This window comes from Comamonas sp. MYb21, from assembly GCF_037479395.1.
GTDB lineage: Bacteria > Pseudomonadota > Gammaproteobacteria > Burkholderiales > Burkholderiaceae_C > Comamonas.
In genome coordinates this window covers 290880-312419 of the sequence record NZ_JBBGZC010000007.1, presented here as the reverse complement: position 1 = coordinate 312419, position 21540 = coordinate 290880, and the positions used below count along the sequence as shown (strand labels likewise).

Genomic DNA, 21540 nt, shown 5'->3' with positions numbered 1-21540 from the left:
GCGCTCGGCCTGTTTTGGGGGCCGAGCGCAGCGATGGCCTGCGTCTGCTCAGTTTCCCTTCTGAATGCGCCGAGGAGCACAGGGTATGGGCTGGGCAGTTGCACCGCAGAGTGCAACTGCATCGTGAACTGACTCACCGCGTCTGTTTGAACGGAGCGCCCCCGGCGCCTAGTGAGTTTCGCGGTGCAGCACATACCCGAGCACCACAGGTTGCCCGCAGCGCAGCGAAGGGACGCAGTCAGCAGGGGCAGCTTTCTTTTGGGTACTTTTCTTGGCTGCGCAAGAAAAGTACCTCGCCCGCCGGGCGAACTCCGGCCAGCAAAACTAAGTAGCGCCGCAGGCATATGCATAAGCAAGAGCTGCACTCTGTCAGTTGTGGGCCGAGCGCAGAAATCGCCCATCGAGCGAAATCCGGCCAGCAAAATTCAACCAAACAGCAGTCGCTAAAAAGTGTCAATAAAGCAGAGCATCCAGCTCAACGAGCAGAACAAACCACATCCCAATTCAACCCAAACTTCTGCAAATACTTCCTCAACCGATCCGCATCATTCACCACCGCCCTTTGTGCCCGCGAAGCCTGAAACAACTGCCGCCCCGCCTCCGACAAACTGCCAGAGGCACGACACACCCCCACCACCGCCGCCAACTGCATCCGATCAAACAAATCCATCGCCGCAAGAGCATCACCAGGCAACAATGCCTCCAACGCCACGTCAGCAGAAACGTCGGAAGAAGCAGCCACAGCATCCGGCCGCTGCCACAGCCACTGCAAACGCCCAATCTCCGCCTCCACCTGGTCCTCGGTGATACGACCACTGGTCGACAGCGTAGCCAGCCGCGTCACGCTGGCATGCAGATCGCGGAAATTGCCGCTCCACAGGGCTTGCGGGCTCTGGGCGAACTGCAGGTAGCGTTTGCGCGCTTCGGCGTTGAAGCGCTCGGTGCGGTGGGTTTGCTGGGCGTGCTGCACCAGCAGGTGGTCGATATTGGGCTCGATGTCTTCGCTGCGCTGGGCCAGGCCGGGCAGGTTGTAGGTCCAGAGGTTGATGCGGGCGAACAGGTCTTCGCGAAAGCGGCCGGCGCTGACTTCCAGGCGCAGGTCGCGGTTGGTGCCTGCGATCAGCTGAAAGTCGCTGCTCACCTCCTTGTCCGAGCCCATGGGATAGAAGCGCTTTTCCTCGATCGCCATCAGCAGCATGGCCTGCTCGTCGGCGCCCAGCTCGCCGATTTCGTCGAGGAAGAGCAGGCCCTGGTCTGCGGTGCGCAGCAGGCCAGCGCGCTCAGCGGCGGCGCCGGTGAACGCCCCTTTCTTGTGGCCAAACAAGGTGCTGGCGGCGCTGTCGCCGCGCAAGGTGGCGCAGTTCACTTCGACAAAGGCACCGCTGATCTGGTGGCGCGCCTTTTTCAGCTCGTACATGCGGCGCGCCAGAAAGGACTTGCCCGCGCCCGTAGGCCCCACCAGCAGCATGGGGGCCTGCGAGCGGCCTGCCACCTGCTCGATCTCGGCAATCAGCTGGTTGAAGCGCGGGTTGCGGGTGGGGATATGGCTCTTCAAAAAAGCGACCGCATCCTGCTGGGCCTGCGCATGGCGGGTGGCCAGCGCGTCGTAGCGTGACAGGTCCAGGTCGATCAGCGCATAGTTGCCCGCCGCGCCATCGATCTGCCGCTTGGGTGGCGAGGCCTGCAGGATCACACCGGGGATCGCGCGCGATTCGGCCAGCAAAAACAGGCAGATCTGCGCCACATGGGTGCCCGTGGTGATGTTGAGCCAGTACTGGGCGCTGTCGCTGTCGAAGTGGTAGCTGCTGGTCCAGTCGTAGAGCGCGCCGTAGACCTCTTCAAAGTCCCAGGGGTCGCGGATCGGCAGCTCCACCAGGTGGACTTCGGTCTCGGGGCTCACGGTGGCAATGTCCTTTTGCACCAGCCGCGCCAGGTCCACATGCGCGCGGGTGTAGAGCAGCTCCATGCGGGCCACCACCATGTCTTCATGCTGGGTGATGGCCACCGAGGGCCGCCATTTGCTCCAGCGGCCTGCGCCGCGCCCGCTGTCGAGCTGGGTGCCGAGAAAGCCGATGACGGTGATGGGTTTCATAGGGATGGAATCAAATGAATTAGCTTAAATTCTAGTATGACTAGCTAAATCAATATATTTCTAAAAATTTTTATTGCATGTCCAAAACGAAGTTTTGAAAAAATTCCATTTTATTCAACAGCTTGATGATAAATTTTAGTGGCGGCGCATAGTTGGCACACTTCTGGCAAATAAGATGGCAAGCGCCACGTGGCGTGAGTCGGGGAAAGCAGGGCGAGGATCCTGCTTTCCCACCGGACGGGGCCAAGACGCAACTGCGCAAGCCCGCACAGATACAGAAGAAAGAACAGGGAACAACATGACCTACGAACAACGACAAGTGCCCAATGGCGTGCCGATCAAGATGTGGACCAATGGTGTGCCGGTCGAGGCCGAAGCGCAGAACCAGCTGGCCAATATCTCGCGCCTGCCTGTGGTGTTCAAGCACGTGGCGGTGATGCCTGATGTGCACTTGGGGATTGGTGCCACCATCGGCTCGGTGGTGCCTACGCTGAAGGCCATCATCCCGGCGGCGGTGGGGGTGGACCTGGGTTGCGGAATGATGGCCTGCAAGACCACGTTGACGGCCAGCGATCTGCCCGACAACCTGGCGCCGATCCGCGCTGCGATCGAGCGGGCGGTGCCGGTGGGTATGACGCCCAAGCGCTATGGCCGCGACAAGGGAAGCTGGGAGACGCCGCCTGAGGAAACCGATGCCGCCTGGACGGTGCTGGTGAAAGAGTTCGAGGAGATCTGCGAAGCGCACCCGCGCATGAAGAACACCAACAACTACAAGCACCTGGGAACCCTGGGGTCCGGTAACCACTTCATCGAAGTCTGTCTGGACGAGAACCAGGCCGTGTGGATCATGCTGCACTCGGGCTCGCGCGGGGTGGGGAACGCCATTGGCACCCACTTCATCGAGCTGGCCAAGAAGGATGCCGAGCTGCACCAGCGCAACCTGCCCGATAAGGACCTGGCCTACTTTGAAGAAGGCGCCGCCTACTTTGGCGACTATGTCAAAGCGGTGGGTTGGGCGCAGAAGTTTGCGCGTGCCAACCGCGAGGTGATGATGGTCCGCGTGATCCATGCCTTGAAGAAGGTGATCAGCAAACCGTTCGAGACGCACCTGGAAGCGGTGAACTGCCACCACAACTATGTGCAACGCGAGACCCACTTTGGCCAGGAGGTGTTTGTGACCCGCAAGGGCGCCGTGAGCGCCCGCCAGGGTGAGCTGGGCATCATCCCGGGAAGCATGGGGGCCAAGAGCTTTATCGTGCGCGGTAAGGGCAACCCCGAGAGCTTCAACAGCTGCAGCCACGGCGCCGGTCGCACGATGAGCCGGACCAAGGCCAAGAAACTGTTCACCGTCGAGGACCAGATGCGCGCCACCGAAGGCGTGGAATGCCGCAAGGACGCCGAGGTGATCGACGAGATCCCCATGGCCTACAAGGACATCGACGCGGTGATGGCGGCGCAGAGCGACCTGGTGGAGGTGGTGTACACGCTCAAACAGGTGGTGTGTGTGAAGGGGTAGACAAGGGGGCGGCCATGGGGCCGCAACCCTGAGGAGAAGGGTGATGAAGAGCAATAAGCAACGCAAGACAGAGATCAAGCAGCGCCGTTGGGCGCGCATGGAGGCGCAGCGTGAAGCAGCGTTACGCCCAGCCATGCCGCATGGCGCCTTGGCTGCCGATGTGCAGCGTCTTGAACTGATCCATGGCGAGCCTTTTTGGCTCCCGGGCTATTACGTCGATACCAGCTACCGCTGCTGTGATTGTGGCGCCGCCTGTGTCTGGACCGCGCAGGACCAGAAATGGTGGTACGAGCAAGTGCAAGGCAGCCTGTATGCCAGTGCCAGCCGCTGCAAGGACTGCCGTACCCGGCACCGCGCCTGGCGCCAAAGCCATTGTGATGCGGCGGAGATGGCAGCCTTGCGTGCGCTATGGCGTGCCCGCCCCGATGCGTCTGCCCGTGCCCGTGTGCATGCGGCCTTGCAGGCCAAGGCGCCGGATTTGCGCAGCCTGGCAGCGCAGGCCCTCGCCTGGTGGTGGGTGCAGTTTGGTGACAAGCCAGCGCATGCGCAGCTGGAGGCGCTGAGCCTGGAGCGCAGCTGGGCGCCGCGTATCGACCGCATCTTGCGGCGCGAGCTGGAGCTGCGCCCCGGCGTGCATCGCGTCTGCCGAGTAGTTACCTATCCCCGCGTGACCATGGGCGCTGTGCTGTCCGGCCATTGAGCCCAGCCAATTGAATCAGAAGAAGAACACAGAGAGAGGGAACGATTCCAATGCAAATCGCAAGCCAATTCATAGAAAAGGGCTAATCGAGATCGACGGCTCGCAAGGCGAAGGCGGCGGCCAGATGCTGCGCACGGCGCTGGCGCTGTCGGTCATTACGCAAAGGCCGCTGGCGATGCACAGCATCCGGGCCAGGCGCTCCAAGCCGGGCCTGATGCGCCAGCACCTGGCCTGTGTGCAGGCAGCGCAGACCATCAGCGATGCACAGCTGTCGCCCATCGCTGCGGGCGTGATGGAGCTGCAGTTTGCGCCGGTGACGCTCAAGGCCGGGGACTACCGCTTCCCGATCTCAGGCGCGGGCAGCGCCATGCTGGTGCTGCAGACAGTGCTGCCGGCGCTGCTGATGGCTGATGGCGCGAGCACGGTGCAACTGTCGGGCGGCACGCACAATCCGCTGGCGCCCAACTTCCACTTCATTGAACGCGCCTATGCGCCCCTGGTGGCACGCATGGGGGCGGGGCTGGACATGCGCCTGCGCCGCTATGGCTTTTACCCGGCGGGCGGTGGCGAGGCGCTGGCCTGCATCAGCCCGGCAGCGCAAGGGCTGCAGCCTTTTGACCTGCTGGCGCGCGGCATGCTGCAGCATGTGTCGGTGGAGGCGGTCTGCGCGGCCGTGCCGCGTGGCGTGGCGATGCGCGAGTTCGATGAGCTGGCGCGGCTGACCGGTTGGGACCGGCGCGCGATGGAGCTGCTGCCGGTGGGCCAGGAGGAAGGCCCGGGCAATCTGCTGCAGGCCACCTTGCGCTATGACCATGTCACCGAGCTGTTCTGGTGCCTGGGGGCGCACGGCGTATCGTCCGAAGCGGTGGCGCGCAAGCTCTGCCAGGACCTGCGCGATTACCAGAAAAAGCCCGATGCCGCTGTCTGCGCCTACCTGGCCGACCAGCTCTTGCTGCTGCAGGCGCTGGCCGTGTGGCAAAGCGGCCAGCCTGCAGCCTTCAGCTGCAGCGAGGCCAGCGCGCACCTGCACAGCAATATGGCGGTGATTGCGCAGTTTCTGCCGCTGCGCATGTCCATCGAGACAGCCAGCGCGCCAGTGGTGCGGATTGCTCCGCTCTAGCACCGCTCTAGCGCAACGCATGGGGCGCTGGGCGGGCTGGCTAGTACAGCCCACCTTCGAGCGCCTGCATGCCATGGCGCAGGCGGGCCTTGTTGCAGGCCTCGCTGCCGGTGGCAAACTCCCGGCAGGGCGAGGGACGCCATTCATAAATACCGCAGGCGGCTTGCTGGCCAATGGTGCCGGTCAAGGCCGCGCAGCGTGGGCGGGCATAGTCGGTGCCGCGCATGCGGCAGGTCGAGTCGTTGACCTCTTCGGCCAGGCCCGAGGGCACACGGCCGCCGTTGCTGTCGCATTCATGGACGGAAAAATCAACGCGAAAGCTGGCGCAGCAGGCGCCGCAACTGAGGCAGGGATGGGGCATGGGGCATGGGCGTTGTTTGGCGGCTATTGTAGTTTTGCGCCGCTGAACGCCACAAAAAAGCCCGCTGGGTGAGCGGGCTCGGGCTGCGGTGCAGAAGGCGCCAGGTTTACTTGGCGGCCAGCGCTTGCTTGATCCAGCCGTCAAACTTGGCCTGGTGGTTCTTGATCCAGGTGTCGGCATGGCGCTGGATATCGGCGGTCTTGTTTTCGCCATTGCGCATCAGCAGGTTCTGCGCGGTGATGTCCTCGATGGGCACCTGCATCAGCGCAAACAGCTTGGCGGCGGCCGGGTTGGCGTCGGTCCATTTCTTGTTCGCGAGGATGTACTGGTTGTTCACCTTGAAACCATAGTTCTTGCCGTTGGGCAGGCGGGTGTCGTCATCGCCCTTGGCATTGGGGATGTTGGGCACCTGCAGCCAGACGACATCCTGGCCGGGCTTGAGCACGCCGTTGACCCAGTAGGGGGTCCAGACATAGTAGAGCACCGGCTTGCCCGATTGGTAGCGGGCGATGGTGTCGGCAATCAGCGCCGCATAGTTGCCCTGGCGGTGGGTCACGCTGCCTTCCAGGCCCAGGCCCTTGAGGTGCTTGTTGATCGCCAGCTCGCAGCCCCAGCCGGGGTTGCAGCCGGTCAGATCGGCCTTGCCGTCGCCATCGGTGTCAAACAGCTTGGCGATCTTGGGATCCTTGAGCTGCATGATGTCGGTGATCTTGTACTTCTCGGCCGTGGCCTTGTCGATCAGGTAGCCCTGCGCCGCATTGGTCGAGAACATGCCCTCACGGTAGAAGACCTTGGCGCCGCCATTGCGCTCATAGAACTCCTGGTGCAGCGGAATCCAGTGGTTGGCCATAAAGGTGGCATCGCCCTGGCCGACCACCACGTGCTCGGTGCCGTTCTCCAGCCCCTTGGGGTCCTTGACGGTGTAGCCGAGCTTTTCCAGCGCGCGCGAGACGATCAGGGTCTGGAACATCTCCTCGTCCACGGTGCCCAGCAGCGGCAGCACATCCTTGCCCTTGCCGGGCAGGTCTTGCGCCTGGGCGACGGGGCCCCAGGCCATCAGCGCGATGGCGGCGGCGCAGGCCAGGTGGATGGGGCGATTGAGGCGGTTTTTATCAGTCATGGTCTTCTCCTTGGATGGATACGCGATGCACCCGATGTGCACCGAGAGGGAACATGGGCAGCCCTGGGGCAAGACGGCGCCCGGCCGGTGGTGCCGGCTGGTCTGTGTGCAGCTGGCGGGGGGGCTTGGGGCTGCGCAGCACTGGCGCTGCAGCGGTGGGCATGGCGGCATGCCCAGGGGGAAAGGCACCGGCCCGGCAAGGTCCTGCCAGGCGGGTGCTGCAGGCAGGCTTATTGCGCCTTGGCGGCGTCCAGCGCCGTCTTGATCCAGCCGTCAAACTCGGCCTGGTGGGCCTTGATCCAGCCGTCGGCATGGCGCTCGATATCGGCTGGCTTGTTCTGACCGTCCTTCATCGCCAGGTTCTGCGCGTTGATGTCCGCGACCGGCAGCTTCATGATTGCAAACAGCTTGGCGGCCGCTGGGTTGGCTTCGGCAAACTTCTTGTTGGCGACGATCTTCTGGGTGTTGAGCGGGAAGCCGTAGTTCTTGCCGTTGGGCAGCGCGGTCTTCAGATCGGCCTGGTTGCCGGGCAGTGCGGTAAACGGCACTTGCAGCCAGACGACATCACGGCCAGGGCGCAGCTCGGCGCTGACCCAGTACGGCGTCCAGGTGTAGTAGAAGATGGGCTTGCCGGACTTGTAGCGGGCGATGGTGTCGGCCATCAGCGCGGCATAGGTGCCTTGCACATGGGTGACGGTGTCGCGCAGCTTGTAGGCCGTCAGCTGGTGCTCGATCGCGCCCTCGCAGCCCCAGCCGGGGGTGCATCCTGTCAGGTCGGCCTTGCCGTCCCCATCGGTGTCAAACAGCTTGGCGATCTTGGGGTCCTTGAGCTGCTCGATATTGGTGATCTTGTGCTCGTCGGCGGTCTTCTTGTCGATCAGGTAGCCCTGCACGGCGCTGGTCGAGTACTCGCCTTCGCGGTAGAGCTTGTCGGCGCCGCCGGCATTCTTGTAGAAGTCGGCCTGCAGCGGATCCCAGTGGTCGGCCATGTAGGTGGCATCGCCATTGCCGATCGCCACGTGGGCGGTGGCGTACTCCACCTCGCGGATGGGCTGCACGTCATAGCCGAGCTTTTGCATGGCCTTGTTGACCAGCAGGGTCTGGAAGGTCTCTTCGGCGATCGAGCTTTGCAGCGGCTGGACCTTGATGCCCTTGCCGGGCAGGTCCTGGGCCACAGCATGGCCGGCGGCGGCCAGGCCAGCGGCCAGCAGGCTGGTGGTCAGCAGGCTTTTGACCATGCGGGTGGGGGCCGCGAAGGCCTGCCAGGAATGGGGGGTGGATGTCATGGATGCTCCTTGTTAGGGGTTCGGCGCGGGCGCAGTGCGCGCCGCCGATCAATGTGCAAATGGGGCCAAGCGGGTGGGCAGGGCAGCGGGCGGTGGCGGCTGCCCTGGCTGGGCTTAGGCGGCAGGCACGGCGTCCTGGCCGGGCTGCGTGGGTGCCTGCGTCTGCTTTTGGGCGACTGCCTGGGGCAGGGGCTTGGGCGCAGGGCTGGCTTCTGGCTTGTGCAGGGCGCGGGCGATGAGGCCGGCCGGGCCGGTCTGCCACCAGTGGCGCACGCCACGGCGGGGCTGGCCCATGGCCTGGGTGATGCGGTCGAGCAAAATAGCCAGCAGCACAATGCCCAGGCCGCCAACAGTGGCCAGGCCCATGTCCAGGCGGCCAATACCGCGCAGCACCATCTGGCCCAGGCCACCCACGGCGATCATCGAGGCAATCACCACCATCGACAGCGACAGCATCAGCGACTGGTTGATACCGGCCATGATCGAGGGCATGGACAGCGGCAGCTGCACCTTCCACAGCAATTGCAGAGGCGAGGCACCATAGGCACGGCTCGCTTCGATCAGGTCAGGGCGTACCTGGCGGATACCCAGGTTGGTCAGGCGCACCAGCGGTGGCAGCGCAAACACGATGGTCACCACGACGCCTGGCACATTGCCAATGCCAAACAGCATCACCACCGGCACCAGGTAGACGAAGGCCGGGGTGGTCTGCATGGCGTCCAGCACCGGGCGGAAGAACTTCTGCGCCCGGTCGCTGCTGGCCAGCAAGATGCCCAGCGGCAGACCGATGATGATGCAGAAGGCCAGCGAGGTCAGCACCAGCGACAGGGTGACCATGGCCTCGTGCCAGATGCCCAGCATGCCGATGATCAGCAGCGACACCACGGCCCCAATGGCCAGGGCGCCGCCGGCAAATTGCCAGGCGATCAGCGCCAGGATCGCCACCATCGCGAGCATCGGGATGGCGGTCAGAAAATGCTCCACACCGGTGAGCGTGGCGTCAATCGGCGCGCGCACGGTCTGGAAGAAGGGGCGGAAATTGGCCACCACCCAGGTCAGGCCGCTGTTGATCCAGTCCTGCACCGGCAGGCTGCCGTCCCAGAGCTGGCTCAGGTGGAAGCCGCTGTCATGGGCGGCCTGCGCATGCTGCGCCGCAGCCTGGGCGGCGTCCGCGGTCTGGCCCACGGCGTCGGGGCCGCCCAGCCAGTCGGTGTTGCCCGAGACATTGCCCACGGCAACCCAGGGGTCGTCCACTGGTGCGGCCTGGGCGGGTGCTGCAGCGGCGTCCGTAGCGTCGGTGGCGGTCCATGCGGTGGCCGCACTCGAGCTCGTCGATGCGGTATCGGCCCAGGGGTCGGCCGCAGCAGTGTTCTGGGCGATGGTCAGCGTGTTGTCGGTACTCATGCGGCACTCCTGTTGTCGTTGTTGTCGGTATTGGCGGCTTCAGCGGCAGCGGCCTCGGTGGCCGCCTGCATGGCGATCACCGCAGGGTCGGTCGGCGGCACCGGCGGCGTGTCGCGGTCCAGGAAGCGCAGCAGGGTGTTCTTGCTGATTGCGCCGACAAAGCGGCCATCGGCACGCAGCACCGGCAGCGGGCAGGGTGCCTGCGCAACCTGTCCAAACAGATCGGCCACCAGCGCGTCTTCGGCAATGGGCTCGACCTTGTCCAGGTAGGCATGCTGCAGACCCAACGGGCCGACATGGCCCTTCAAGGCATTGCGCAGGGATTCGGTCGAGACCGTACCCAGGTACTGCTTGCGGGGCGAAACGACATAGGCAAAGTCCCGGTCCTCGTCCTGCAGCAGTTGCATTGCGGCGCGCGCACCGCGCTGGTCGCTTTCCTTGACGATGGTGATGCCACGGCGCGCGATATCGGCGGCCTTGAACACGGCTGCGGCATCCACGCCCTGGATAAAGGCGCGCACATAGTCGTTGGCAGGGTTGCGCAGAATGTCGTCAGGCGTGCCGACCTGCTGGACCATACCGTCCTTCATGATGGCAATGCGGTCGCCAATGCGCATCGCTTCGTCCAGGTCGTGCGAGATGAAGACGATGGTGCGGCGCTTGATCTCCTGCAGGCGCATCAGCTCGGACTGCATTTCGGTGCGGATGATGGGGTCGAGCGCCGAGAAGGCCTCGTCCATCAGCAGGATCGAGGGGTCCGATGCCAGCGCACGGGCCAGGCCCACGCGCTGCTGCATGCCGCCAGACAGCTCATCGGGGTAGCTTGCGCCCCAGCCGGCCAGGCCCACCTGCTCGAGCGCTTGCTCGGCAGCGGTCAGGCGCTCTTCGCGGGCCACGCCGGCCAGCTCCAGGCCGAACGCGGTGTTCTCGACCACGGTGAGGTGGGGCATCAGCGCAAAGGACTGGAACACCATCGAGATGTCCTTGCGGCGCAGTGCGCGCAGCTTGCTGTCCGACAGCTGGTTGATGTCCTGGTCATCGACGACGATGGCGCCGCTGGTGGGCTCGATCAGGCGGTTGAGCATGCGCACCAGGGTGGACTTGCCTGAGCCCGACAGGCCCATGACGACAAAGATCTCACCGGCTTCGATGGTGAAGTTGGCGTCAAAGACGCCGATGGAGTTGCCGGTCTTCTCCATGACTTCTTGCTTGGTGGCGCCTTTGCGCACCAGCTCGAGCGCGGCTTTTGGGGAATCTCCGAACACCTTGAAGACGTGCTCGATACGGATTTGTTTGGCCATGTGTGGCTCCTCCCTAAGTTGTAGTGGCTACAACGCTGAAGACGCCCCTGAAGGGCGTCGTCCAGCACGGGACCGTCAATCTCTCAACCCTGATGCCGATAGCTGCGCCTGGCTGTCGAAGCGACAACCATGGCAAGCCCTCGTGGTGTGGGCAGGACACGCAATGTGACCAACAATTTCTGCCTGTACCGGGCGTGCATGCCAGCAGCGATGGGCTCCAGGGTCGAGCCAGGTACAGGGTCTCTCGTGCGCATTGAAACCCGATCGTTTCAATCACGCGAGCGCGGCGGACACTGTAAAAAGGCCACCACGCCGGGGCATCAGGGCCGGGAATATTCCGGCCTGTTGACGGACTTTGGCGTGGCGCCAAAGACCCGACGGAGACGATCCGCACCTGTCAGAAAGGCACGGATTACCTGCGTTGCAGGTTGTAAAACATCCCTTAAGTATACGTATTGGAAATATAGAAGTCAAAAAAAGCGGGTTTCATCCGGGCGAATTTAGCGCTCAACGCGGCCATTTGCAGCATCTGATTTCTGTTTTGCTACTTTTTTAATAGCAATAAAAAACCAAATATGGTCGGATCAAGCGGTCAGGGCTTTGCATGAGAAGGAAACATCTAGTTTCAATTTTATGCGAAGCCAATGCAGAAAAGACCCCAATTTTGGCAATTACGCACCGATCGCGTTGCTTGTACTGTGGATGCTGTCTTTTAAGGGTAAATGACTACTGATATCTGAAAACCAAAGGCTGCCATGTAGGAATTTTTCGCCAATATGGATCGCCAAAGCGCCCATGAAAAAGCCCCGCACGGGGCGGGGCTGGAGGGGGCGCGTAGCGGCTGCTGGATCAGTGGCTGTCCTTGTGCGCAGGGCCTGCGGGGTGCAGGATGCGGTCGGTCCAGGCGATGGCCAGCGCGGACAGCAGGAAGACCACATGGATGATGGTCTGCCACATCAGCACCTTCTCGCTGTAATTGGGCGCATTGATAAAGGTCTTGAGCAGGTGAATGGAGCTGATGCCGATGATGGACAGGCCCAGCTTGACCTTGAGCACCGAGGCGTTCACATGGCCCAGCCATTCGGGCTGGTCCGGGTGGCGGTTGAGGTGCATGCGGCTGACAAAGGTCTCGTAGCCGCCGACGATCACCATGATCAGCAGGTTGGAGATCATCACCACATCGATGAGGCCCAGCACCACCAGCATGATGATGGTCTCGTTGAGCGCCGTGATCTGGACGTCGGGCGAGTAGCCCACCGAGGTGACGAGGATGCGCAGCGCGGTATCGCTGCCAAAGGCCGCTTCAACCAGGTGCAGCAGCTCGACCAGGAAATGCCAGACATACACCAGCTGGGCAACGATCAGGCCCAGGTAGAGCGGCAGTTGCAGCCAGCGGCTGGCAAAAATCAGCGCCGGCAAGGGGCGCAAAGGAGCATTTTGAGGGAGAGACATGGTGGAGGGGGTAGTGGAGAGAGAGCCCTGCAGCAGGTTTGGAATCTGTGTTTCGGCCGTCCATCGCTGAGGTCCGTGCCAGCCTGTCTGGATGCTGGCTCAGCGCGTGCGGAAATGCCGCTAAAAGAGCGTCGCGCATTGTAGCCAGCGCCCTGCGTCTGCAGTGTGGCGATTGGGAAAATTCCTCGCCCCGATCGGGTGGTTGGTTTTGTCTATCGCAAGCGGTGGCAGCCACTGCTGCCTTGTCAGATGCCTGTAAGTGCGCCGGTCCACAGTAGCAGCGATTTTCATACCTACAATGTTTGCAAAGGAGACCCACCCATGACAGCCCCAGCCCAAGGAACCATTGAATCCGTTCTGGTCGAAAACCGCGTATTTCCCCCACCCGCCAGCCTGTCTGCCACGGCCCGCGTCGGCAGCATGGAGGCCTACCAGGCGCTGTGCGCCGAGGCCGAGTCCGACTTTGAAGGTTTTTGGGCGAAACGTGCCCGCGAGCATGTGCAGTGGACCAAGCCCTTCACCGAAGTGCTGGACCAGAGCAATCCACCGTTCTTCAAGTGGTTCCAGGATGGCGAGCTCAACGTCAGCGCCAATTGCCTGGACAAGCACATCGGCACGCCGGTGGAGAACAAGACAGCGATCATCTTTGAAGCTGATGATGGCCAGGTGACCAAGATCACTTACCGCGAGCTGCTGGACAAGGTCAGCGCCTTTGCCAATGCGCTCAAGGCCCAGGGCGTGCAAAAGGGGGACCGGGTCCTTATCTATATGCCGATGACCGTCGAGGGCATTGTGGCGATGCAGGCCTGCGCGCGCATTGGCGCGACCCACTCGGTGGTGTTTGGCGGCTTCTCGGCCAAGGCGGTCAATGAACGCGTCATCGATGCCGGCGCGGTGCTGATCATCACGGCCAACTACCAGATGCGCGGCGGCAAGGAGCTGCCGCTGAAGGCGATTGTCGACGACGCGCTGGCCATGGGGGGCTGCGACACCGTCAAGAAAGTGCTGGTGTTTGAGCGCACCCAGACGGCTTGGAACAAGGTCGACGGCCGGGATGTGAGCTTTGGCGAGGCGCTGGCCGGCCAGAGCAAGGAATGCGCGCCGGTGCCGGTGAATGCCGAGCACCCGCTCTTCATCCTGTACACCAGCGGCTCCACCGGCAAGCCCAAGGGTGTGCAGCACGCCAGCGGCGGCTATGTGCTCTGGGCCAAGATGACGATGGAGTGGACCTTTGATCTGAAGCCCAGCGATGTGTTCTGGTGCACGGCCGATATCGGCTGGATCACCGGCCACACCTATATTGCCTACGGCCCGCTGGCCGCTGGCGCGACCCAGGTGGTGTTCGAGGGCGTGCCGACCTTCCCCAATGCCGGGCGCTTCTGGCAGATGATCGAGCGCCATGGCGTCTCCATCTTCTACACCGCCCCCACGGCGATCCGTTCGCTGATCAAGGCGGCTGACTCGGACGACAAGGTGCACCCGCGCAACTGGAACCTCAGCAGCCTGCGCATTCTGGGATCGGTGGGCGAGCCCATCAACCCTGAAGCCTGGATGTGGTACTACCGCAATATCGGCGGCGAGCGCTGCCCGATTGTCGATACCTTCTGGCAGACGGAGAACGGCGGCCATGTGATCACGCCGCTGCCGGGCGCGACGCCGCTGGTGCCGGGCTCCTGCACCCTGCCGCTGCCGGGCATCATGGCCCAGATCGTCGATGAGACCGGCAAGGAGCTGCCCAATGGCACCGGCGGTATCCTCGTGATCAGCAAGCCCTGGCCGTCGATGATCCGCACGATCTGGAACGACCCCGAGCGCTTCAAGAAAGCCTATTTCCCCGAAGAGATGGGCGGCAGCATCTACCTGGCCGGCGACGGCGCGGTGCGCGATGCTAAGACCGGCTACTTCCGCATCACCGGCCGCATCGACGATGTGCTGAACGTATCGGGCCACCGCATGGGCACGATGGAGATCGAATCGGCCCTGGTCGCCAAGACCGACCTGGTGGCCGAGGCGGCCGTGGTGGGCCGGCCCGATGACATGACGGGCGAGGCGATCTGCGCCTTTGTGGTGCTCAAGCGCTCGCGCCCCACCGGCGACGAAGCCAAGCAAATTGCCAAGGAGCTGCGCGACTGGGTGGCCAAGGAGATCGGCCCGATTGCCAAGCCCAAGGACATCCGCTTTGGCGACAACCTGCCCAAGACCCGCTCGGGCAAGATCATGCGCCGGCTGTTGCGCTCGATCGCCAAGGGCGAGGCGATCACGCAGGACACTTCCACCCTGGAGAACCCGGCGATCCTCGACCAGCTGTCCGATACGCACTGACCGGTAAATGTCAACAAATGGCGCGCTGAAGCCTCCCAGCGCGCCAAGTCGTTGTTAAAGCTGAAGAACCGCTAGGAAATTGCCAGCATTGGCTGACAAGCGCTGGTGCATGGACCGTGCTATGGTCTATGCGTTCCACTATTGCCATCAAAATCCACTATGCGCAGCATTCTTCTTCTCATCATCGCCGTGCTCATCGGCGGCCTGGCGGCCCTCAACTGGGAGGTGCTGTCCACCCCGTCCGAGGTCAACCTGGGCCTGACCACCATCCACGCCCCGCTCGGTGTGCTGATGCTGGCGCTGACGGTGCTGCTGTGCGTCATCTTCATCGCCTATGTGCTGTCCTTGCAGGGCTCGGTCATGCTGGAGGCGCGCCGCCACAACAAGGAGATGACGGCCCAGCGTGAGCTGGCCGACAAGGCCGAGGCATCGCGCTTTACCGAGCTGCGCCAGGTGCTGGAGAGCCAGCACGCCGCTGGCCAGTCGGCACTGCTGGCCCGCCTGGCAGAGCTGGAAGCCCACCTGGTGGCCCGTGCCCAGGAGTCGGACAACAGCAATGCCGCTTACCTGGGCCAGATTGAAGACCGCATGCGCCATGTCGAGCCGCCGCGCAATACGTTCTGAAGGACGCACTTGCGCAGCCAGCAAAAAACCACCTCGCGAGGTGGTTTTTTCATGGGAGTGGGCCGGCAGGCCCGACCTGCATGCGAGGCGCTCTTTACTTGAGGGTCAGCACCCAGTCGGCCAGTTTCTTGGCATCGGCTTCGCTGACCTGGGTGTTGGCGGGCATGGGCACGGGGCCCCAGACGCCGGCGCTGCCCTTGATGATCTTCTGGGCCAGCATGTTGGATGCGCCGGGCTGGCCTGCAAACTTGGCGCCAATATCTTTGAATGCGGGGCCCACTACTTTCTTGTCGACCGAATGGCAAGCCATGCAGTTCTTGGATTGGGCCAATGCCTGATCAGCCCACGCAGGTGCGCTGGCCGACAAGGCCAGTGCCGTGGCAATCAGAATACGGTTCATCGTGTTATCTCCTTAGCGCATGAGGTACATTAATTCTAATGGCTCGCTGCAAGCGCAGATTCTTTGGACTGCGCGGCGGCCATGATGTTCCGCAACCGAGAACACTTTACGAGCCCGATACCCAAGTGGCCAAGCGAGCGAGAAGAGGGAGAGACCATGTATTTTCTGATCCTGGGGATCATTCTGCTGTTGTTGAAGTACCTGGAGATAGGCCCGGTGGCGGCTTGGTCCTGGACTGCCGTGCTGGCCCCTTTTGGCCTGGCTGCGCTGTGGTGGGCCTGGGCCGACTGGTCGGGCTACACCAAGCGCAAGGCGATGGAGCAGGAGGTGCTGAAAAAAGAGCGCCGCCTGCAGAAATCCAAGGAAGCGCTGGGCCAATCGGCCCGCCGGCGCCGCTGACAGCGGCTGCTGGGGCACCAACCGCCGACGAGGCGGTTTTTTTCTGCCCGCCCGCTGCCCCTACGGCCTTTACTGGCTGGAACCCGAGTGTCTCCGTCATTTGCCCAGCTGCGCGATAATCATCGCTCACATCGGCGTGCACTCAAGAGGTTCTCGCCAACTTGCCCGCTGGCCCTGGCGTATATCCAGGCCCGCACTATGCAAGACAGGCCGCATTCTTATTGTTTACTGATTCGTACACCACGATGCCCGCATACCGTTCCAAAACCTCTACCGCCGGTCGCAACATGGCAGGTGCCCGCTCCTTGTGGCGTGCCACCGGCATGAAAGACGACGACTTCTCCAAGCCCATCATTGCGGTGGTCAACTCCTTTACCCAGTTCGTTCCGGGCCATGTGCACCTGAAGGACCTGGGCCAGCTCGTTGCCCGCGAGATCGAAGCGGCAGGCGGCGTGGCCAAGGAGTTCAACACCATTGCCGTCGATGACGGCATTGCAATGGGCCATGACGGCATGCTTTACTCGCTGCCCAGCCGCGAGGTGATTGCCGATTCGGTCGAATACATGGTCAACGCGCACTGCGCCGATGCCATGGTCTGCATCTCCAACTGCGACAAGATCACCCCCGGCATGCTGATGGCTGCGATGCGCCTCAATATCCCCGTGGTGTTTGTCTCGGGCGGCCCGATGGAAGCGGGCAAGGTGCGCCTGGCCGTGCCGGCGGCTGACGGCAGCAAGACCATCCAGATCAAGAAGCTCGACCTGGTCGATGCGATGGTGATGGCCGCTGACAGCAATGTGAGCGATGCCGATGTGGCCGAAGTCGAGCGCTCGGCCTGCCCGACCTGCGGCTCCTGCTCGGGCATGTTCACCGCCAACTCGATGAACTGCCTGGCCGAAGCGCTGGGCCTGGCCCTGCCAGGCAATGGCACCGTCGTGGCCACCCACTCGGACCGCGAGCAGCTGTTCAAGCGCGCAGGCCGCCTGATCGTGGAGCTGGCCAAGCGCTACTACGAGCAAGACGAAGCGACCCTGCTGCCACGCGCCGTCGGCATCAAGGCCTTCGAGAACGCGATGACCTTGGACATCGCGATGGGCGGCTCGACCAACACCATCCTGCACTTGCTGGCGATTGCGCAAGAGGCGGACATCGATTTCACGATGACCGACATCGACCGCATGTCGCGCACCGTGCCGCAGCTGTGCAAGGTGGCGCCCAATACCAACAAGTACCACATCGAAGACGTGCACCGCGCAGGCGGCATCATGGCCATCCTCGGTGAGCTCGACCGCGCCGGCAAGCTGCACACCGATGTGCCCACCGTGCATGCCAAGACCATGAAGGACGCGCTGGACCAGTGGGACATCGTGCGTACCGAAGACGAGGCCGTGCGCACCTTCTACATGGCGGGCCCTGCCGGCATCCCCACCCAGGTGGCTTTCAGCCAAAGCACGCGCTGGCCCAGCCTGGATCTGGACCGCGCCGAAGGCTGCATCCGCTCCTACGACCATGCCTTCTCCAAAGAAGGCGGCCTGGCCGTGCTGCGCGGCAATATCGCGCTGGATGGCTGCGTGGTCAAGACCGCCGGTGTTGATGACTCGATCCTGGTGTTCGAAGGCTCGGCCCATGTGGTCGAGTCGCAGGACGAGGCGGTGGAAAACATCCTGAGCGACAAGGTCAAGGCTGGTGATGTCGTGATCGTGCGCTACGAAGGCCCCAAGGGCGGCCCCGGCATGCAAGAGATGCTCTACCCGACCAGCTACATCAAGTCCAAGGGCCTGGGCAAGTCCTGCGCACTGCTGACCGATGGCCGTTTCTCGGGTGGTACCTCGGGCCTGTCGATTGGCCACTGCTCGCCAGAGGCAGCGGCTGGCGGCGCGATTGGCCTGGTGCAAAACGGCGACCGTATCCTGATCGACATCCCCAACCGCACCATCAATGCGCTGGTGAGCGACGAGGAATTTGCCAAGCGCCGCGAAGCGCAAGATGCGCTGGGCTGGAAGCCTGCCAAGCCCCGTCCACGCAAGGTGTCCACCGCGCTCAAGGCCTATGCCAAGCTGGTGACCTCGGCCGACAAGGGCGCGGTGCGCGATATCTCGCTGCTGGACTGAGCGTCCTTCGCCTTCCATGAAGAACCGCCCCAGGCGCAAGCCGGGGGCGGTTTTTTCATGGGGCAAGTGGGACAGATGGGGCAAACAGGGCGGACATCAGCGCACTTGCCCCGCCGCCACCAGTTACCAGTGCAGGCAGATCTTGCCAAAGTGCTGGGCGCTGATCTGGTGCGCAAAGGCATCGGCGATTTTCTCCAGCGGGTAGCTGCTGTCGATGATGGGGCGCAGCGCCAGCTGCTCGAGCGCACGCACCAGGTCTTGCTGCTGCTCGCGGCTGCCGACGATCAGGCCTTTCAAGGTCTGCTGCTTGCGCATCAGCTCGACGGTGGGCACAGCGCCGGCAAAGCCGGTCAGCACACCAATCAGCGCAATATGGCCGCCAGGCGCGCAGGCGCGGATGGACTGTGGCAGCGTGCCGGGGCCGCCCACTTCCACGACGATATCGGCGCCGCGACCGCCGGTGGCCTGCAGCACCGCATCGCCCCATTCGGGCTGGTCACGGTAGTTGATGACGGTGTCGGCGCCCAGGGCACGCAGGCGCTCTGCCTTGGCGGCGCTGGAGGTGGTCGCAATCACCTTGGCGCCCATCGCATGGGCCAGCTGCAACGCAAAAATGGAGACGCCGCCGGTGCCCAGCACCAGCACGGTTTGCCCCGCCTCGATGCGGCCGTCAACCACCAGCGCGCGCCAGGCCGTGAGGCCGGCGGTGGTCAGGGTGGCGGCTTCCTCATGCGTATAGCCCTTGGGTGCATGGGTAAAGGCCGTGGCGGCCATCGTGACCTGCTCGCGCGCAAAGCCGTCCACACCATCGCCGGGCACGGTGGCAAAGGTGGAGGGCACCTGCTTGCCCGATTGCCACAGCGGGAAAAAGCAGGACACCACGGCGTCGCCGACGGCAAACTCGGTCACGCATTCGCCCACGGCCGTCACCACACCGGCGCCATCGGCCATCGGGATGCGGCCATCGGCCGTGGGCGAGCGCCCAGCGGCAATGGCCAGGTCGTGGTAGTTGAGCGAGCTGGCATGCAGGCGTACCTGGATTTCGCCGGCGCGGGGCGCGGCAGGTGCTGGCAGGTCGACCAGCTGCAGGTGGTCCAGGCCACCGGGGGCGGCAACTTGTATGGCTTTCATGGCGTTTCTCTTTCCTGGGTTGCTATCACGTTGAAGAGCGGTGAAGGCTGCACGGCGCAGCCACCCGGCCATCATGCAAGCGCCGGGCGCAGAAAGCCAGAACCAACATATTTGTGGTCTAGTATTAAAAATGTAAGCAATGCATGGGCATTGGCTTGGCGCTAGGATGGCGCCCTGGTCGTCTGGCTCGGTGGAGAGAATATGAAGCGTTTGAACAGCAAAAGTGGTTGCGCGGTGGAGGTGACCTTGTCCGTCATGGGCGGTACCTGGAAGCCGATTGTGCTTTTCCATCTGCTCCATGGCACCAAGCGCTTTAGCGAACTGTCCCGGGCCATTCCCAATGTCACCCAGCGCATGCTGACCTTGCAGCTGCGCGAGCTTGAAGAGGCCGGCATTGTTGCGCGCACCGTTTATGCCGAGGTACCGCCGCGCGTGGACTATGCGCTGACCGACATGGGGCGCAGCCTCAAACCGGTGCTGATTGCGATGCGCGACTGGGGCATGGACTATGCGCAATCCCAAGGGCTGGAGGACGAGGCGCCAGGCGTGCAGGCCAGCTGCGCGGCCTAGTCCTAGGTCCCCGCTCGGGAGGATAATTCTCCTCTCTGATGTTGCGTGCCCACCTGCCATGATGTCCCGCTTTCCCATCCTGCGCGCGTTTGCGCTGCTGTCCGCGCTGTTTTGTCTGGGCCTGGCGTTGGCCGGCGCTGTGACGGCGCAAGCGCAGGAGCGGCCCGTCTACCCGAGCCAGCCGGTCAAGCTGGTGGTGCCCTTTGCGCCGGGCGGCTCGACCGATATCGTGGCGCGCCTGCTGGCCGATGCGATGCGCGAGCCGCTGGGCCAGCCGGTGGTGGTGGAAAACAAGGCCGGTGCCGCCGGCCTCATCGGCGCCGAGGCGGTGGCCCGTGCCCAGCCCGATGGCTACACCGTTGGCGTGGGAACCATCAGCACCCTGGCCGTCAATACGGTGATGCTCAAATCGGTGCGCCGCGATCCGCTGCAAGCGCTGGCACCGGTCATTGCACTGGCGCAGATTCCGTCGGTGTTCTCCACCCACCCCAGCCTGGGGGTACACGATCTGCAGGGCCTGGTGGCTGCGTTGCGCGCCAAGCCCGAGCACTACACGATCGGATCGGCGGGTGTGGGCTCCATCGGCCACCTGATTGCCGAGGCGATGAATGAAGCGCTGGGCGTGCGCCTGCGCCATATTCCCTACAAAGGCCAGGGCCCGGTGATCAACAGTGCGCTGGCCGGCGAGACCCAGGTGCTGAGCGACCAGTACCCTTCGTCGAGCAGCCTGGTGCAATCGGGGCGGCTGGTTCCGTTTGCCGTGGCCGCGCCCCAGCGGCTGCCGGCGCTGCCGGGCGTGCCGACCCTGGCAGAGGCCGGCTTCCCCGCGCTCAACCGCCTGGCCATCACCTGGTTTGGCTTGGTGGCGCCCGCTGGCACGCCGCCGGCCGTGGTCGACACCCTCAACCGCGCAGCGCAAGAAGCGATGCGCCAACCGGCCGTGCAGGCGCGCCTGGCGCAGTTGGGTGTTGTGCCCATGGGCGGCAGCCCGCAAGATTTTGCGCTGCTGATCAGCGATACGCGTGCCCAGATCCAGCAACTGGTGCAGCAGCGCAAGCTGGTGCTGGACTGAGCGTTTTGAAAAGCGCAGGTAAAGCGTGATTCGTGCTTTCCAAACCACTGGCAGTTTCAGGAACGTTGATCTACAATCGGCCAACTTTTTTATCAGGAGTAACCCTGTGGACTTACCGAGTTGTTGGCCAGCGGCCAACCGACCACAGGCAAGGTAATCGCAAACGCCCCAGCTTTGCGCGCTGCCTTGCCCAACCAGGCGGGCAGCTGTCAGGCGCCGTAGTTTTTTAGACCTACGCGCCTACGGCATCCCATTCGATCTTCCAGTCTTGCCCCGTGGCGAGTGCCTTTGTTGCGCGCTGCCACGCCGGGTGTGGGAGCTTTTCATGCCACTGCGTATGTCTTCGCTGGCCCCCTTGCGCGCACTGCGGCGCAAGGCTGCGCCATGGGCCATCACGCCTTGCTGCGGTCTGGGCTTGCCCTGCCGCCTGCAGCGCCAGCTCGCGACCATGCTGCGCCGCCGCGCCCCGGTGGGCAAGGGCGCAGCGCAGTCCTGCTCGGCATCGGCTGCGCTGGACCCCTTCAGTCGCTGACCTTTCTTCTGTCTGAGGTGCATATGT

The 21540-nt window shown here is 63.5% G+C and carries 19 protein-coding genes; 10 read left to right on the top strand and 9 right to left on the bottom strand.

What is annotated here, in order from left to right; all coding sequences use genetic code 11:
* Window positions 1-475 precede the first annotated feature (475 nt).
* A complete protein-coding gene (gene rtcR, locus WH367_RS12745) occupies window positions 476-2092 on the bottom strand; it encodes an RNA repair transcriptional activator RtcR (RefSeq protein WP_339536424.1) in 1617 nt (538 codons plus the stop codon).
* Window positions 2093-2390: 298 nt separating this feature from the next.
* Between rtcR and WH367_RS12740 the strand changes: the two genes are divergently transcribed.
* The 3 genes from WH367_RS12740 to rtcA all read left to right on the top strand — a co-directional run bounded on the left by WH367_RS12740 (window position 2391) and on the right by rtcA (window position 5428).
* Window positions 2391-3608 carry an RtcB family protein gene (locus WH367_RS12740; protein WP_339536422.1) on the top strand — a complete coding sequence of 406 codons (1218 nt, stop codon included), beginning with the start codon at window positions 2391-2393 and terminating at the stop codon, window positions 3606-3608.
* 43 nt (window positions 3609-3651) lie between these two features.
* On the top strand, window positions 3652-4308 hold the full coding sequence (locus WH367_RS12735; protein ID WP_339536420.1) for a zinc-ribbon domain containing protein: 657 nt from the start codon (window positions 3652-3654) through the stop codon (window positions 4306-4308).
* Window positions 4309-4375: 67 nt separating this feature from the next.
* Window positions 4376-5428 carry an RNA 3'-terminal phosphate cyclase gene (gene rtcA, locus WH367_RS12730; protein WP_339536438.1) on the top strand — a complete coding sequence of 351 codons (1053 nt, stop codon included), beginning with the start codon at window positions 4376-4378 and terminating at the stop codon, window positions 5426-5428.
* Window positions 5429-5468: 40 nt separating this feature from the next.
* Here rtcA and WH367_RS12725 read toward each other — a convergent pair whose 3' ends face one another.
* The 6 genes from WH367_RS12725 to WH367_RS12700 form a co-directional block, all read right to left on the bottom strand.
* Window positions 5469-5789: a YkgJ family cysteine cluster protein gene (locus WH367_RS12725; RefSeq protein WP_339536418.1), complete on the bottom strand. Its 321-nt coding sequence runs from the start codon at window positions 5787-5789 to the stop codon at window positions 5469-5471.
* A 106-nt stretch (window positions 5790-5895) separates the two neighbouring features.
* Window positions 5896-6909, bottom strand: coding sequence for a glycine betaine/L-proline ABC transporter substrate-binding protein ProX (gene proX / locus WH367_RS12720; protein WP_339520870.1), 1014 nt, complete (start codon window positions 6907-6909; stop codon window positions 5896-5898).
* Between the two features lie 230 nt (window positions 6910-7139).
* On the bottom strand, window positions 7140-8147 hold the full coding sequence (gene proX / locus WH367_RS12715; protein WP_021027708.1) for a glycine betaine/L-proline ABC transporter substrate-binding protein ProX: 1008 nt from the start codon (window positions 8145-8147) through the stop codon (window positions 7140-7142).
* A gap of 162 nt (window positions 8148-8309) precedes the next feature.
* Complete coding sequence (gene proW, locus WH367_RS12710; protein ID WP_339536416.1) at window positions 8310-9599, bottom strand: glycine betaine/L-proline ABC transporter permease ProW; 1290 nt, start codon at window positions 9597-9599, stop codon at window positions 8310-8312.
* Window positions 9596-10900, bottom strand: coding sequence for a glycine betaine/L-proline ABC transporter ATP-binding protein ProV (gene proV / locus WH367_RS12705; RefSeq protein WP_021027706.1), 1305 nt, complete (start codon window positions 10898-10900; stop codon window positions 9596-9598). Before proV ends, proW begins: the two co-directional genes overlap by 4 nt.
* Window positions 10901-11749: 849 nt before the next feature.
* On the bottom strand, window positions 11750-12352 hold the full coding sequence (locus tag WH367_RS12700) for a TIGR00645 family protein (protein WP_027011086.1): 603 nt from the start codon (window positions 12350-12352) through the stop codon (window positions 11750-11752).
* A gap of 321 nt (window positions 12353-12673) precedes the next feature.
* On the opposite strand from WH367_RS12700, the gene acs reads away from it, so the two are divergent.
* A complete protein-coding gene (acs, locus tag WH367_RS12695; protein ID WP_339536414.1) occupies window positions 12674-14674 on the top strand; it encodes an acetate--CoA ligase in 2001 nt (666 codons plus the stop codon).
* A gap of 159 nt (window positions 14675-14833) precedes the next feature.
* Window positions 14834-15298 (top strand): hypothetical protein, encoded by a 465-nt coding sequence (locus WH367_RS12690; RefSeq protein WP_021027703.1) that lies wholly within the window; start codon window positions 14834-14836, stop codon window positions 15296-15298.
* 94 nt (window positions 15299-15392) lie between these two features.
* Here the strand turns inward: WH367_RS12690 and WH367_RS12685 are convergent, their stop codons facing one another.
* Window positions 15393-15698 (bottom strand): c-type cytochrome, encoded by a 306-nt coding sequence (locus WH367_RS12685; protein WP_021027702.1) that lies wholly within the window; start codon window positions 15696-15698, stop codon window positions 15393-15395.
* 156 nt (window positions 15699-15854) lie between these two features.
* Here WH367_RS12685 and WH367_RS12680 point away from each other — a divergent pair, with 156 nt between their 5' ends.
* Together WH367_RS12680 and ilvD are read left to right on the top strand one after the other, a co-directional pair.
* Window positions 15855-16097: a TIGR04438 family Trp-rich protein gene (locus tag WH367_RS12680; RefSeq protein WP_021027701.1), complete on the top strand. Its 243-nt coding sequence runs from the start codon at window positions 15855-15857 to the stop codon at window positions 16095-16097.
* A 245-nt stretch (window positions 16098-16342) separates the two neighbouring features.
* On the top strand, window positions 16343-18208 hold the full coding sequence (gene ilvD / locus WH367_RS12675) for a dihydroxy-acid dehydratase (RefSeq protein WP_116927242.1): 1866 nt from the start codon (window positions 16343-16345) through the stop codon (window positions 18206-18208).
* 123 nt (window positions 18209-18331) lie between these two features.
* On the opposite strand, the gene WH367_RS12670 is transcribed toward ilvD, so the two are convergent.
* Window positions 18332-19339 (bottom strand): zinc-dependent alcohol dehydrogenase family protein, encoded by a 1008-nt coding sequence (locus WH367_RS12670; RefSeq protein WP_339536412.1) that lies wholly within the window; start codon window positions 19337-19339, stop codon window positions 18332-18334.
* 201 nt (window positions 19340-19540) lie between these two features.
* Here WH367_RS12670 and WH367_RS12665 point away from each other — a divergent pair, with 201 nt between their 5' ends.
* From WH367_RS12665 to WH367_RS12655, 3 genes are all read left to right on the top strand, one after another.
* Complete coding sequence (locus WH367_RS12665) at window positions 19541-19909, top strand: winged helix-turn-helix transcriptional regulator (RefSeq protein WP_021027698.1); 369 nt, start codon at window positions 19541-19543, stop codon at window positions 19907-19909.
* 61 nt (window positions 19910-19970) lie between these two features.
* Window positions 19971-20981 carry a Bug family tripartite tricarboxylate transporter substrate binding protein gene (locus tag WH367_RS12660; RefSeq protein ID WP_339536410.1) on the top strand — a complete coding sequence of 337 codons (1011 nt, stop codon included), beginning with the start codon at window positions 19971-19973 and terminating at the stop codon, window positions 20979-20981.
* 325 nt (window positions 20982-21306) lie between these two features.
* Entirely contained in the window at window positions 21307-21513 is a 207-nt protein-coding gene (locus tag WH367_RS12655) for a hypothetical protein (protein ID WP_172690139.1), read from the top strand.
* Window positions 21514-21540: the final 27 nt, after the last annotated feature.